This window comes from Pragia fontium DSM 5563 = ATCC 49100 (assembly GCF_900112475.1).
Lineage (GTDB): Bacteria > Pseudomonadota > Gammaproteobacteria > Enterobacterales > Enterobacteriaceae > Pragia > Pragia fontium.
In genome coordinates, this window is sequence record NZ_FOLW01000009.1 from 139120 (window position 1) to 152543 (window position 13424).

Annotated in this window: 12 protein-coding genes; 10 read left to right on the plus strand and 2 right to left on the minus strand. The window is 46.2% G+C overall.

Annotation, left to right across the window (positions count from 1 at the left end; all coding sequences use genetic code 11):
* Nucleotides 1-22: 22 nt before the first annotated feature.
* Complete coding sequence (locus BMZ28_RS13380; protein ID WP_047782438.1) at nucleotides 23-286, minus strand: DUF1145 family protein; 264 nt, start codon at nucleotides 284-286, stop codon at nucleotides 23-25.
* A 4-nt stretch (nucleotides 287-290) separates the two neighbouring features.
* Complete coding sequence (gene rsmD / locus BMZ28_RS13385; RefSeq protein WP_074823923.1) at nucleotides 291-905, minus strand: 16S rRNA (guanine(966)-N(2))-methyltransferase; 615 nt, start codon at nucleotides 903-905, stop codon at nucleotides 291-293.
* Between the two features lie 318 nt (nucleotides 906-1223).
* Here rsmD and ftsY point away from each other — a divergent pair, with 318 nt between their 5' ends.
* From ftsY to BMZ28_RS13435, 10 genes are all read left to right on the plus strand, one after another.
* Nucleotides 1224-2738, plus strand: coding sequence for a signal recognition particle-docking protein FtsY (gene ftsY / locus BMZ28_RS13390; RefSeq protein ID WP_074823925.1), 1515 nt, complete (start codon nucleotides 1224-1226; stop codon nucleotides 2736-2738).
* Nucleotides 2739-2742: 4 nt separating this feature from the next.
* A complete protein-coding gene (gene ftsE / locus BMZ28_RS13395; protein ID WP_047779623.1) occupies nucleotides 2743-3417 on the plus strand; it encodes a cell division ATP-binding protein FtsE in 675 nt (224 codons plus the stop codon).
* Nucleotides 3404-4390, plus strand: coding sequence for a permease-like cell division protein FtsX (ftsX, locus tag BMZ28_RS13400; protein ID WP_074823929.1), 987 nt, complete (start codon nucleotides 3404-3406; stop codon nucleotides 4388-4390). Before ftsE ends, ftsX begins: the two co-directional genes overlap by 14 nt.
* 278 nt (nucleotides 4391-4668) lie before the next feature.
* Complete coding sequence (gene rpoH, locus BMZ28_RS13405; protein ID WP_047779624.1) at nucleotides 4669-5526, plus strand: RNA polymerase sigma factor RpoH; 858 nt, start codon at nucleotides 4669-4671, stop codon at nucleotides 5524-5526.
* 142 nt (nucleotides 5527-5668) lie between these two features.
* Nucleotides 5669-5992, plus strand: coding sequence for a thiosulfate sulfurtransferase GlpE (gene glpE, locus BMZ28_RS13410; protein WP_047779625.1), 324 nt, complete (start codon nucleotides 5669-5671; stop codon nucleotides 5990-5992).
* A gap of 286 nt (nucleotides 5993-6278) precedes the next feature.
* A complete protein-coding gene (glpG, locus tag BMZ28_RS13415) occupies nucleotides 6279-7109 on the plus strand; it encodes a rhomboid family intramembrane serine protease GlpG (protein ID WP_074823933.1) in 831 nt (276 codons plus the stop codon).
* A gap of 49 nt (nucleotides 7110-7158) precedes the next feature.
* Nucleotides 7159-7920 (plus strand): DeoR/GlpR family transcriptional regulator, encoded by a 762-nt coding sequence (locus BMZ28_RS13420; RefSeq protein ID WP_047779627.1) that lies wholly within the window; start codon nucleotides 7159-7161, stop codon nucleotides 7918-7920.
* Nucleotides 7921-8280: 360 nt separating this feature from the next.
* Complete coding sequence (gene glpD / locus BMZ28_RS13425; protein WP_047779628.1) at nucleotides 8281-9786, plus strand: glycerol-3-phosphate dehydrogenase; 1506 nt, start codon at nucleotides 8281-8283, stop codon at nucleotides 9784-9786.
* A 1148-nt stretch (nucleotides 9787-10934) separates the two neighbouring features.
* Nucleotides 10935-11630, plus strand: a complete 696-nt coding sequence (locus BMZ28_RS13430; protein WP_074823937.1) for a hypothetical protein — start codon at nucleotides 10935-10937, stop codon at nucleotides 11628-11630.
* A 52-nt stretch (nucleotides 11631-11682) separates the two neighbouring features.
* Nucleotides 11683-13424, plus strand: a 1742-nt coding sequence (locus BMZ28_RS13435) for an ESPR-type extended signal peptide-containing protein (RefSeq protein WP_302846873.1), incomplete at its 3' end; no start/stop codon positions are given.

The following is a 13424-nucleotide window of genomic DNA, read 5'->3' on the forward strand; positions in this document are numbered from 1 at the left end:
AAGTTTAGGGCGCTTACGCGGTTTATGGCTTATTTTTTTGTTGCCAGGCGATCAGCTCAAATACGCCAAAGACAAAAATCTTAAACTCCTGCCAACCGCTGATTTTAGGCCCATCTTTAGGCAAGGTTGATTTCAACATCATTAATTGCAAGCCGTGCATAAAAAACATAAAGGCCATGGCGACATGCATAAAGTACTTTAACGGGCTGGGAAACGGCTGAAATAAATTCAGCAGGAGGAATCCCCATACGCCAAGCATTAACAGGCGACCCAGATTAATAAAGATTTGTTTAAGCATCATCATCTTCCTGTTGTTCCAATACGCTCAGTGACTGGCGATGGTATAGGCGATAGGCAACCTGCCCGGCGGTTTTCTCACGATGTAAACGCCAGTTGGTTGGTACGTCTAGATTGCTGTGCTCAGTTTCCGCTTCGAGATAAATCCAGGCCTCATCGGCCAGCCAGCCCTGTTTTTCCAGTAAGGCGATGGTGTCGGGTAACAGACCGCAGCGAAAAGGCGGATCGAGAAATACCACATTAAATGCGCTGCCCGGTTGAGCCAACCAGTTAAGGGCGTTGGTATGTACGACCTGTCCTTTGTCTGAATTCAGCAGTGCCAGATTTTTTTGTAATTGCTGAGCGATAGACTTTTCGGCTTCTAGTAACACCGTTTCTCCGGCATAGCGGGAAAGTGCTTCAAATCCTAGTGCGCCACTACCGGCAAAACAGTCGAGACATTTAGCATCATAAAGTACCGGAGCCAGCCAGTTAAACAGGGTTTCACGTACCCGGTCGGTGGTTGGACGTAGGCCGGGACTATCCGGCACCGGTAGCTTTCTGCCTCGCCATTGTCCGCCAATAATCCGTATCTGTCCGGCTTTGTGTGGCTGTGGTTTTTTACTCATACGCTCTGCTATTGGTTAACGGTATGTGAAGAATCTATCGCTATTATAGCGGCAGCCGGTCAATTTAAAAATCGGCTTTAGCCAAAAGGGCGGTGAATGATGTTTGGCAGGAATGGATGTCACCGAGGATTAACTCTGATTTATCTTATTGAGGGAGTAAGGATTGAATGATTTTAATCCGATGGATGTTAAAATATCAGGCTTCAGAGATAACAGTGATTCAAATAGCGAATTGATATCTATCATTCCTTGATGAGTGTTAGACTTAAGCTATCTGTAAGTGTGCGTAATACTAGGGTGGAGGTTGTTGTTACAACTATGGCAAAAAATAAAAAACGCGGTTTATTTTCCTGGTTAGGCTTTAACCGTCAGGATGAAGAGGTTAAGCAACAGGAAGAATTAACCCAAGAAATTGAACAGCAACAGTCTGATGATTTATTACCTGCTTCAGAACCGGTTACCGATGCCATTTCTGAGCATACCGATCGCGCTAATGCTGATGCCGCCGCCACTGATACCGATGTTACGCCAGAACTCCATTTGGAACAGACGGCGGAAGCCGGTGCGCCAGAGGAAACTTATGACGATCCGTTAACGCCGTTGGTTGAGCCTCGTGAACAGGCTTTTCAGGTTATTGAGACGCTGGCCGCTGAGCCGCAGACTGCACTGACCGCGACAGATGATGAAGTGGAAACGGCTCGCGAACAGAATGAACAGGCTGAATACGATGATACTGATGTGGTTGATGAGCCGGTTTTCAATCAGACCGAATCATTAGATGAAGAAATCGATGAAGCTCTGGCCGCTGAGGCCCAGCGAACCGATGCTGAAGACCCCGAGCAGATTATCGAGGAAGAAGAGCAACAAGCGTTAGAGGACTCTTTTGAACAGCAAGAGCAGGAAAGACCAACCAAAGAAGGCTTCTTTGCTCGCTTAAAACGCAGCCTGTTAAAAACTAAACAGAATCTGGGTTCTGGTTTTATCAGTCTGTTTCGCGGTAAGCGAATTGATGATGATTTGTTCGAAGAACTGGAAGAACAACTCTTGATCGCCGACGTTGGCGTCAATACCACCAGTAAAATCATCGCTTCTTTGACTGAACACGCCAGCCGCCGCGATCTTAAGGATGCAGAATCGCTGTATGGCAAGCTAAAAGAAGAGATGGCAGATATTCTGCAAAAAGTTGAGCAACCGCTGGATGTCACCGGCCATAAGCCGTTTGTTATTTTAATGGTTGGGGTTAACGGTGTAGGTAAAACCACCACTATTGGTAAGTTGGCTCGTCAGTTTCAGGCTGAAGGCAAATCTGTCATGCTGGCCGCAGGTGATACTTTCCGCGCCGCAGCAGTAGAGCAATTACAGGTCTGGGGGCAGCGTAACAAGATCCCGGTGGTGGCACAGCATACTGGCGCAGATTCAGCCTCGGTCATTTTTGATGCCATTCAGGCGGCGCAGTCCCGCGGCGTTGACGTATTAATTGCTGATACAGCCGGGCGGTTACAGAATAAATCGCACCTGATGGAAGAGTTGAAGAAAATTGTGCGGGTGATGAAAAAGCTGGATGAGAATGCACCACACGAAATTATGCTGACGATTGACGCCAGTACCGGTCAAAATGCTATCAGCCAAACTAAACTATTTGATGAAGCCATTGGCTTGACGGGAATTACCTTAACTAAGCTGGACGGTACCGCAAAAGGCGGGGTGATTTTCTCCGTTGCTGACCAGTTTGGTATACCTATTCGTTATATTGGGGTAGGGGAAGGTATTGAGGATTTACGGCCTTTCCAAGCCGATGATTTTATAGAAGCGCTTTTCGCCCGAGAGGATTAAAACGATGATTCGTTTTGAACAAGTCAGCAAAGCTTATTTAGGCGGCCAGCAGGCATTGCAGGGGGTTAACTTCCATCTGCAACAGGCTGAAATGGCTTTCTTAACCGGTCATTCCGGTGCCGGTAAGAGTACGTTACTTAAGCTGATTTGTGGTATTGAACGCCCCAGCGATGGCCACATCTGGTTTTCCGGCCACGATGTCAGCCGCCTGAAGCATGCTGAAGTGCCTTTTCTACGCCGCCAGATCGGTATGATTTTTCAGGATCATAATCTGTTGGCCGACCGCACGGTGTATGACAATGTTTCATTGCCGATGATTATCTGTGGCGCCAGTCCAGAAGAGATCCGTCGTCGTGCTTCCGCCGCGTTAGATAAAGTCGGGCTACTGGATAAAGCCAAGTGTTTCCCAGTACAGCTTTCCGGCGGTGAGCAACAGCGAGTAGGTATTGCCCGGGCGGTAGTGAATAAACCTTCGGTATTATTGGCGGATGAGCCTACCGGGAATTTGGACGATGAACTGTCGGCCGGTATTCTGCGGTTGTTTGAGGAGTTTAACCGAGTCGGCGTGACGGTTTTGATGGCCACCCATGATAGCGGGCTAATTGCCAGTCGTTCTTACCGAGTGCTGACGCTTTCCCACGGTCGTTTAAGCGGGGGGGATGCCGATGCGCGGTACTAATCGTCAGGTAAAAAAAGCTTCATCTGCGGGGAATAAAACCAATGTACCGTCTCGCAGTACCGGAGGATGGCGCGAACAGTGGCGCTACGCCTGGCAGAATACCTTTGTTGATATGCTGCGTCAGCCGCTGGCGACATTTTTGACGATTATGGTGATTGCCATTTCGTTGACGCTGCCGAGCCTGTGCTATTTGGTATGGAAGAATGTGAATCAGGCTGCGACCCAGTGGTACCCAACGCCGCAAATTACCATTTATCTGGATAAGAAACTGGATGAGTCGGCGGCGGCAGGCGTTATCACTCAGATTAACGGGTTGAGTGGCGTTGAGAAGGTTAACTATATTTCCCGTGATAATGCCTTGAATGAATTCCGGGAGTGGTCAGGCTTTGGTAGTGCGCTGGATATGCTTAGCGATAATCCGCTGCCAGCGTTGGCGATTGTTTCCCCTAAAGCGGATGGTCTTAGTTCGGATGCCTTAGTAAAACTGCGGGAAGAAATACGCCAGATTCAGGGCGTGAACGATGTAAAAACCGATGATAGCTGGTTCTCTCGTTTATCGGCGTTAACCAAACTGGTTGGAAATATCGCCGGTACGATTGCGGTATTAATGATAGTTGCCGTGTTTTTGGTGATTGGTAACAGTGTTCGACTGAATATTTTCAGCCGTCGCGATACCATCAGTATTATGAAATTGATCGGTGCTACCGACGGATTTATTCTACGGCCGTTCCTGAATGGTGGGATGTTACTGGGATTATTGGGTGCCGTATTGTCGCTGATTATGTCTCAGGCGTTGGTTTGGTCGCTGGATTCCGCTGTGGCGGAAACGGCAAAGGTGTTTGGCACACTGTTTTCCATCAAGGGCCTAAGTTGGGATGAAAGCCTGTTACTGCTGGTGGTTTCAGCCATGATTGGTTGGGTGGCTGCATGGTTGGCAACGGTGCGACATTTACGCCAATTTACACCAAGATAAATTAATTTTGTTATACTATAAAAGTTGTGCTACGTGATGAGATGCTGTTATGGTTTGGGTTGTGCCGGATAGTGTGGAAGAGATAAACATCGTCTGCATTATCTGATGACATACAGCACAAAATGACTCAATCAGATGGAACTTATGGTTGAGATTCAAGTCTAAAAACGAGTAAGCAACAACGGCAAGGTAGAGCCCTTTACGTTTGGTTCCGGTGGATTATCCGGGTAAACAGTATCAAAATTACCAATGATTGATTTCTCTATGAGAGGGTTTGAATGACTAAAGAAATGCGAACTTTGGCTCTGGTTCCCCAAGGTAGTTTGGAGGCCTATATCAGGGCTGCCAATACCTATCCGATGTTAACTGCGGATGAGGAACGCGATCTGGCTGAACGGCTGCATTATGACGGCGATCTGGCGGCAGCGAAAAAGCTGATTCTGTCCCATCTGCGTTTTGTTGTTCACGTCGCTCGTAACTATTCAGGCTATGGATTACCTCAGGCTGATCTGATCCAGGAAGGTAACATTGGCTTGATGAAAGCGGTTCGTCGTTTTAATCCGGAAGTTGGCGTTCGTCTGGTTTCCTTTGCGGTTCACTGGATTAAAGCTGAAATTCATGAATACGTATTGCGCAATTGGCGCATCGTAAAGATTGCTACCACTAAAGCTCAGCGTAAGCTGTTCTTTAATCTGCGTAAGTCTAAGCAGCGTTTAGGCTGGTTTAGTCAGGATGAAGTTGAACTGGTTGCCCGTGAGCTGGGGGTTTCAAGTAAAGATGTACTTGAAATGGAATCCCGCATGGCGGCACAGGACATGGCTTTTGATATATCTCCTGATGAAGACAATGAAAACAGCGCTGTGGCTCCTGCGATGTTCCTGGAAGATAAAACGTCTGATTTTGCTGAAAGCATTGAAGATGAAAACTGGGACAACGACGCAGCTGATAAGCTGACTCAGGCTCTGAGTGGCTTGGACGATCGTAGTCAGCATATTATACGTGCTCGCTGGCTCAATAATGATGAGACCAAAGCAACATTACAGGAACTCGCTGACTGTTATGGTGTGTCTGCCGAGCGTGTACGCCAGCTTGAAAAGAACGCCATGAAAAAACTGCGTGTGGCGATTGAAGCATAATCGAGCTTTGATGCTGAGTTGAGAAAAGGTGGCTTAATTAAGCCGCCTTTTTTATTGCCTGAAAATGGTGTATTCAGATCTATACCTGATATTCAAAATACCGCTATAATAGTTGAGTGTTTTACTATGGTATGGCGAGATTATGGAACAGTTCGGCACAATTAGCATCGATGATGCTTTTAAGCGTTTACAACAGGGTGAGGTATCATTAGTCGATATTCGCGATGCCCACAGCTTTCAGTCAGGCCATGTACCTGAAGCGATACACCTGACAGACTCTACCTTGAATGGGTTTATGCAGCAGACCGACTTCAGTCATCCTATTTTGGTGATGTGTTATCACGGCATCAGTAGCCGAGGGGCTGCCCAGTACTTGGTTAATCAGGGGTTTGAAGAAGTATATAGCGTTGAAGGTGGCTTTGAGTCTTGGCAGCGTCATTATCCGCAGAATATCATCACGTCTTAGTCTTACTGGTTTTTAAGGCTATTGGGCGATTACCCGATAGCCAACTCAACCGCCATCCAGCCTACATCTTTCATTTCTACCGGATTTACTTGAGTCTATCTATGATTAGAGGCGGCGTTATTAAGATAACCTCTAATAGGATAAGGTTTAATGTGATAAATTATGCCGGTATCAATAAGTTTATTGCGTAACTAATGCTTCAATGGCTGACATATCACTGGATGATATATTGTCAGACTGGCTATTCTTTACCTAAATTGTTGGGTTAATTTTTAAGTGAGTGTAGATGCTTCAGTTAATTGCTTTCTCTAATCCTCGTATGGCTCAGGCCTTTGTTGACTATATGGCGACCCTTAACGTCGATATTGAAATGCGTCACCAGCACGATCAGGTGGAGCTATGGTTAGCTGATGAAAGTGCGGAACCTATGGTTCGTCAGGAACTGGAGCAGTTTATTCATAATCCTACCGATCCGCGCTATTTGGCAGCCAGTTGGCAGTCAGGGGATCTGGATGCCAATATTACCTATCATCGTTCTGATACCCTATCGACACTGCGCCAACAGGCTGGCCCGTTGACGTTTGCGGTTATTGCTATCTGTGTTGTTGTTTATATCTTGATGCAGATTTTTGGCGATGAAACTTTACTGAACTTACTTGCCTATCCGGCGGACAGCAGCCAATATATTCAGGTATGGCGCTGGGTTAGCCATGCTTTTTTACATTTTTCTCTGTTACATATTCTCTTTAATTTGGTGTGGTGGTGGTATCTTGGTGGGCCGTTGGAAAAACGCCTTGGTACCGGAAAACTATTAGAGATAACGCTACTATCGGCTATTTTATCCGGATATGGGCAAGCGATATTTAGCGGCCATTTGTTCGGTGGTTTGTCCGGTGTAGTCTATGCATTAATGGGATATTGTTGGTTGTCCGGTGAGCGTGCGCCGGAGCGTGGCGTCTTTATGCAGCGTTCATTAATGGTATTTGCCATCGTATGGTTAATTGCAGGCTACTTCGATATGTTTGGTATTTCGGTAGCCAATGCCGCCCATGTGGGTGGATTAGCCGTCGGTTTGGCTTTGGCATGGTGGGATACCCGAGCTTCTAAAAGGTATTAATAAACAATAACAAAGGGCGCGTCAGGATAAACGCGTTTAGGGTCTCGATGTGAAACAAACTCAACGACATGAGTCTATTATTGATCTGGTGCGTAAGCATGGCTATGTCAGTACCGAAGAGCTGGTAGAACATTTTAGCGTTAGTCCGCAGACGATTCGTCGCGATTTGAATGAGTTAGCCGATCAAAACAAAATTCAACGTCATCACGGCGGGGCCGCTTTACCTTCAAGTTCCGCGGTGAATGCCGCCTATCACGATCGTAAAGTGATGTGGTTGGCCGAGAAAGCCCGTATTGCTGAGCGCGTAGCCGCTCATATTCCAGACGGCGCCACTTTGTTTATTGATATCGGTACCACGCCAGAAGCCGTGGCTCACGCGCTGCTCAACCATAAAAACTTACGAGTGGTGACCAATAACCTGAATGTGGCGACCTTATTGACCGGTAAACCCGACTTCCGTTTGATTCTGGCCGGTGGTGAAGTGCGCTCTCGTGATGGCGGTATTATTGGCGAAGCGACGCTGGATTTCATTTCCCAGTTTCGTTTGGATTACGGCATTCTGGGCATTAGCGGTATTGATATGGACGGTAGCCTGCTGGAGTTTGATTACCATGAGGTACGTACTAAGCGGGCAATCATTGAGAATTCACGTAGCGTGATGTTAGTAACCGACCACTCCAAGTTTGGCCGTAATGCGATGGTCAATTTAGGCAATATGGGGCTGATTGATTATCTGTTTACCGATGAAGAACCGCCAGCCAGCGTAATGAGTATTATCAAACAGTACGATGTGAAGTTGGAACTCTGCTAATTAAACTATCGGCAGGTAGCACCTATTTTTTACGGGTTATCTGCTGATTTTCCCTCCTGTTTTTTATCTCTAATCCACTTTTTTACCTCAACCACTGCCTTACGGCGGTTCTTTGCTGTGATATAGACCATCAATAACCTTGTACTTTATGGCAGGTATGTCTATAGGTAACTTATCGGTCAAATAATAATCTTCTATAAAGCAGCAAATTACCCTTTAATTTATTGTGGTTTTAATGTTATCTGGATCACGCGAAAATGTTTTTATTTGGTTAATTGCTAGCTAAGCTGATTGCTTTTGTCTACAATAATGCTCGAAATCGAACATTATGAGCTCTTGCGAGCATAAAGAGGTAATAGAATGGAAACCAAAGACCTAATAGTTATCGGCGGTGGAATCAATGGTGCAGGTATTGCAGCTGATGCTGCCGGACGTGGGCTTTCCGTTCTACTGTTGGAAGCCCGGGATTTAGCCTGTGCAACCTCCTCGGCCAGTTCGAAGTTGATTCATGGTGGATTACGCTATCTGGAGCATTATGAATTCCGTCTGGTCAGTGAAGCATTGGCCGAGCGGGAAGTGCTGCTGCGCTTAGCGCCACATATTGCGTTCCCATTACGCTTCCGCTTGCCTCACCAGCCGCATTTACGTCCGGCATGGATGATTCGTGCTGGTTTGTTCCTGTACGATCATTTGGGCAAACGAACCAGTCTGCCATCCAGTAACGGTCTGAAGTTTGGCCCGGACTCGGTGTTAAAATCGGAGTTGACCCGTGGCTTTGAATATTCTGACTGTTGGGTGGATGATGCCCGCTTGGTCGTTCTGAACGCTCAGGAAGTGGTTGAGCGAGGTGGTGAAGTACGTACCCGTACCAAAGTGACCCGCGCCTGGCGTGAAGAGGGTATCTGGGTAGTGGAAGCTTATGATGAAACCACCGGTGAAACCCTGACCTGGCGTGCCAAAGGCCTAGTGAATGCGACCGGCCCATGGGTGAAACAGTTCTATGATGATGGCCTACAGCTAAAATCACCACGCGGTATTCGCTTGATTAAAGGCAGCCATATTGTGGTACCAAAAGTACACAATCAGCCGCAAGCGTATATTTTACAGAATGAAGATAACCGTATTGTTTTTGTTATCCCATGGTTGGGTGAGTTCTCCATTATCGGTACGACCGATGTGGAATATCATGGCGACCCGCATGATGTGAAGATTGACGATAATGAAGTGAATTACCTGCTGAAAGTGTATAACGATCACTTTAAAAAGCAGCTGAACAAAGATGATATTGTCTGGACCTATTCCGGCGTTCGCCCACTGTGTGATGATGAGTCTGATTCTGCTCAGGCGGTAACTCGTGATTATACTTTGGAAGTTGCTGATGATGCTGGCAAAGCACCGCTGCTATCAGTATTCGGCGGTAAATTGACGACCTATCGTAAGCTGGCTGAACACGCGATGGAGAAGTTAGCTCATTATTATCCGGGTATCGGCCCAGCATGGACCAAAAACGGTGTACTGCCTGGTGGTGATATGGGTACCGATCGCAATAGCTATGCGGCTCAGCTACGCCGTAAGCACGATTGGTTACCTGATACGCTGGCGATTCACTATGCCCAGACTTATGGTTCACGTACCGAAATGCTGCTGGAAAACAAAAATAGTCTGGCTGACCTGGGTGAAGACTTCGGTCATGACCTGTATGAAGCCGAGCTGGAATATCTGGTAGCTAAAGAATGGGCTCTGGAGCTGGACGATGTGATTTGGCGTCGTACCAAGTTAGGTATGTGGCTGAGTGAAGAACAGCAGCAGCGCGTCGCAGCTTGGTTAAAAGATGTAGCTGGTAGAAAAACTCGGTTTGCTGAATAAGCAAGTTAGGTAGCAGTGTTGCTATAATCTGACACTTTCTCTGCTTTTAAAACGCCCGATGGAATACATCGGGCGTTTTGTATTTTAGCGCCAGCAGGCGCATTATTAATATCGACAGCTCATTCATCCTCTTTCTCTCCCGATTCCTCTCTACCGGTCGTGTCTGCAATCATTTCATTGTTAACATTTCATTCACCCGCTCAGCCAGTATTTACCTTTGCTTTCATACATTTTTTACTACCTTAATTATGACCTGAAAGATTGAGTATTGATTTCAGATTTGGCCAATGATTAGTTGTGGCTGTGGTTCTTTTATTCACTTTTCTGGCATAAGAGGAAGAGATTTTCACCTAGGCTTTTGTGTTAGGGAGAATAGAAATGTATAGCTAGTTGAGTTGCATTCTAATTGATTTTATCAATGAACTTAAAATGGATATTGAGAAGGTGATGAGTTGGCAGGATGTTTAAAATAGTGTTACTAAATAGAATTCTCAGTCTGGTGTTTTTAATGTAAACACAAAAAATTAATCTTATTTGAGTGTTTTTTAATATGAAATTACGAGTGAAATTTTTTTATATATTTAGCGTGATATTTTTTACTGTGTATTTAATTCCATGAGTTATTATTTTTTTTATTAACTATTTATGATGTTACTTATTTATTTTATTTTGTTTTTTTGTGGTTTGCATTAAATTTCAATTGGTTATTTTTATTTTTTTTGCAGGGTGATACTAGGGTTGCCGATAAATACCTAAAAATGGTAATAGAACTTAACGATCGATTAATAAATTATAATAGTCATTAGCTATCATATCGATTTAATTGATCGGTTAAAACAATTATCATTTTTTCGAGTATCTTGCCTAAAATAAACCTGTTAATAGAAAAGGGGCTTTCATCTTTTAGCTAAATAAATAGTCTCCTAAAAAATAATTTTATAAATAAACTTATTTCCAGAATGATTAATGGAATGTGGTCTGCTGGATTGCGATTCTAACAGGACTCTGGCATATCGATATACGCTGAAAATGATGCTTTGAACGTCATGTCAGTTATTAACAATGGATGATTTTTCATTCTTTTAATTATTAAAAGAAAAATCGCTGATGGCTTTTATTAAGACGACGCACTCTGGGATAGAAATATTATGTTTATATTACCTGATAAAAACTCAGTAAGAAAAGTACTGAGTGTTCTGCTGTTTTCCTTATTTACCTGTGTGGCTACGGCTAATGACAAAACGCCTGCGGTAATATTCCAGCAGGCGATTAACGATGATCTTACCGGTTATCACAGTGATGCACGTCAGAAATATGATGTGCTGAAAGGGACTGAGATATCAAAGGACATTGCCGTACCTTCTGCTGTTAATCTGGCTGCGTTGGGGCGTTATGGAGAGGCTCAGCGAGCATTTAATTTACTGCAGCAAGACGGTAACAGACGTGAACAAGATTATGCCCACTTGTGGGATTTATGGTTAACCGCCAGAACCTATCAGGGAGGTGGAGGTAAGGCGGCACTACAACGAAAGCTGACTGACAAGGTTGCAAATTATAAGTGGTCTTCTGCATATGAGTCGGCCATCGCAGATATTTATGCCGGGAAAAGTAGCGCAAAGGAAATATTTCAGCTGATCGACGGTATCACTTTCAACCGGGTAGAGGAAAAAGCTGATGCGGTAACCCAGACGGTATTCTTTATGGGGGGATATTACCAATACGTAATAAACCAGCCACAGCAAGCCATGGAATTATATCAGCGCTATGTATCGCATTTGAATAATGATTCGCTGGAACGGAGTCTGATTCAGAAAGAGCTGCTGTTCCTGAGTACACCTAAATAATTTTTTAAAGGAATAAGCCTGTCTTTTTATCGAAGGGACTGGGGGGGAAGAGATGAATACAGTATATCGTTTGGTCTGGAATGTGAGCCTAGGAATATGGACCGCAGTCAGTGAATTTGCTAAAGCAAAAGGGAAAGGAAAAAGCGCATTACGGTTGGCAAAATCTGCGGTAATTAGCGCATTATCTGTTGCCATGATGTCCACATCTGCATGGGCTTATGTCGTCGGAGGTGGTTCAAGCGTTGATAGTAAGGCCGTGGCTATTGGAACAGGAGCCAACGCAGCTAACTACACGCTTGTATCGGGTGTTGGTGCTGGAAATAAAGAGATTAATGGTAAAAATGTTTCAGCCGTAGCGATAGGCAATAACGCTAAGGCCGTTGGTGCTTCTGTTGCTATTGGCGATAACGCCACTACTGCTGACCTTCTCTCTACTGCCGTAGGGGCCTATTCTAAGGCGGGAATGGGGGGATCTGCTTTTGGGGTTGCCTCTCTTGCGACGGGAAGAGACTCAGTGGCTTTTGGTTATGCCACTGAAGCATCGGGCAGCGGATCTCAGGCAATTGGCGTGTCCTCCAAAGCGACAGCAAGCAATGCTCTGGCAATTGGTGCTGGTGCTAACGCCGCTGGCGAATCTAGCCTTTCTCTTGGTTACACCTCTAAAGCTAGTGGCATAAATGGAGTTGCTATCGGTTCAGGGGCTGCATCCAGTGCATTACGTGCTGTAGCTATCGGCTCCGGGTCTAAATCCAGTGCAGCAAATGCTGTGGCGATCGGCACGAGTGCTGTGGCCAACAATGAAAACGATATTGCCCTAGGCACCGGTTCGTTAACCGAGAAAGCGGTAGCGACTAAAGATGTGACGTTGAACGGCCTCCATTATATTTTTGCTGGCGGTGGGCCAACCAGCACGGCCAGCGTGGGCAGCGTGGGGAATGAGCGTACCATTACTAATGTGGCAGCGGGTCGCCTGTCGGCCAGCAGTACCGATGCGGTGAATGGCTCCCAGCTGTTTGCTACCAACAGTGCGGTAACGAATATCTACAACACCGGTACTAAGTACTTTCATGCCAATTCTACCGGAGCTGATTCTCAGGCGAGTGGTCAGGATGCGGTGGCTATCGGTACGGGTGCAGTGGCCAACAATACTAATGATATCGCTTTGGGCGCAGGTTCGTTAACCGCGGCCGCAGTAGCGACTAAAAACGTGACGCTGAACGGCACCAGCTATATATTTGCCGGAACAACGCCCGGCAGCACCGTCAGCGTGGGCAGCTTGGGGAATGAGCGTACCATCACCAATGTGGCGGCGGGTCGCCTGTCGGCCAGCAGTACTGATGCGGTGAATGGCTCCCAGCTGTTTGCTACCAACAGTGCGGTAACGAATATTTACAACACTGGCACCAAGTACTTCCATGCCAATTCTACCGGAGCTGATTCTCAGGCGAGTGGTCAGGATGCGGTGGCTATCGGTACGGGTGCGGTGGCCAACAATATTAATGATATCGCTTTGGGGGCAGGTTCGTTAACCGCGGCCGCGGTAGCGACTAAAGGCGTTAAACTGAATGATGTTGATTATGTGTTTGCCGGAGCAACACCAACCAGCACCGTGAGTGTGGGCAGTGTGGGTAAGGAACGCACCATCACCAATGTGGCGGCGGGTCGTTTGTCGGGCAGTAGTACCGATGCGGTGAATGGCTCCCAGTTGTACGCCACCAACAGTGCCGTGACCAATATTAAGAACACCGGTACCAAGTACTTCCATGCCAATTCCAGCGGCACCGATTCTCAGGC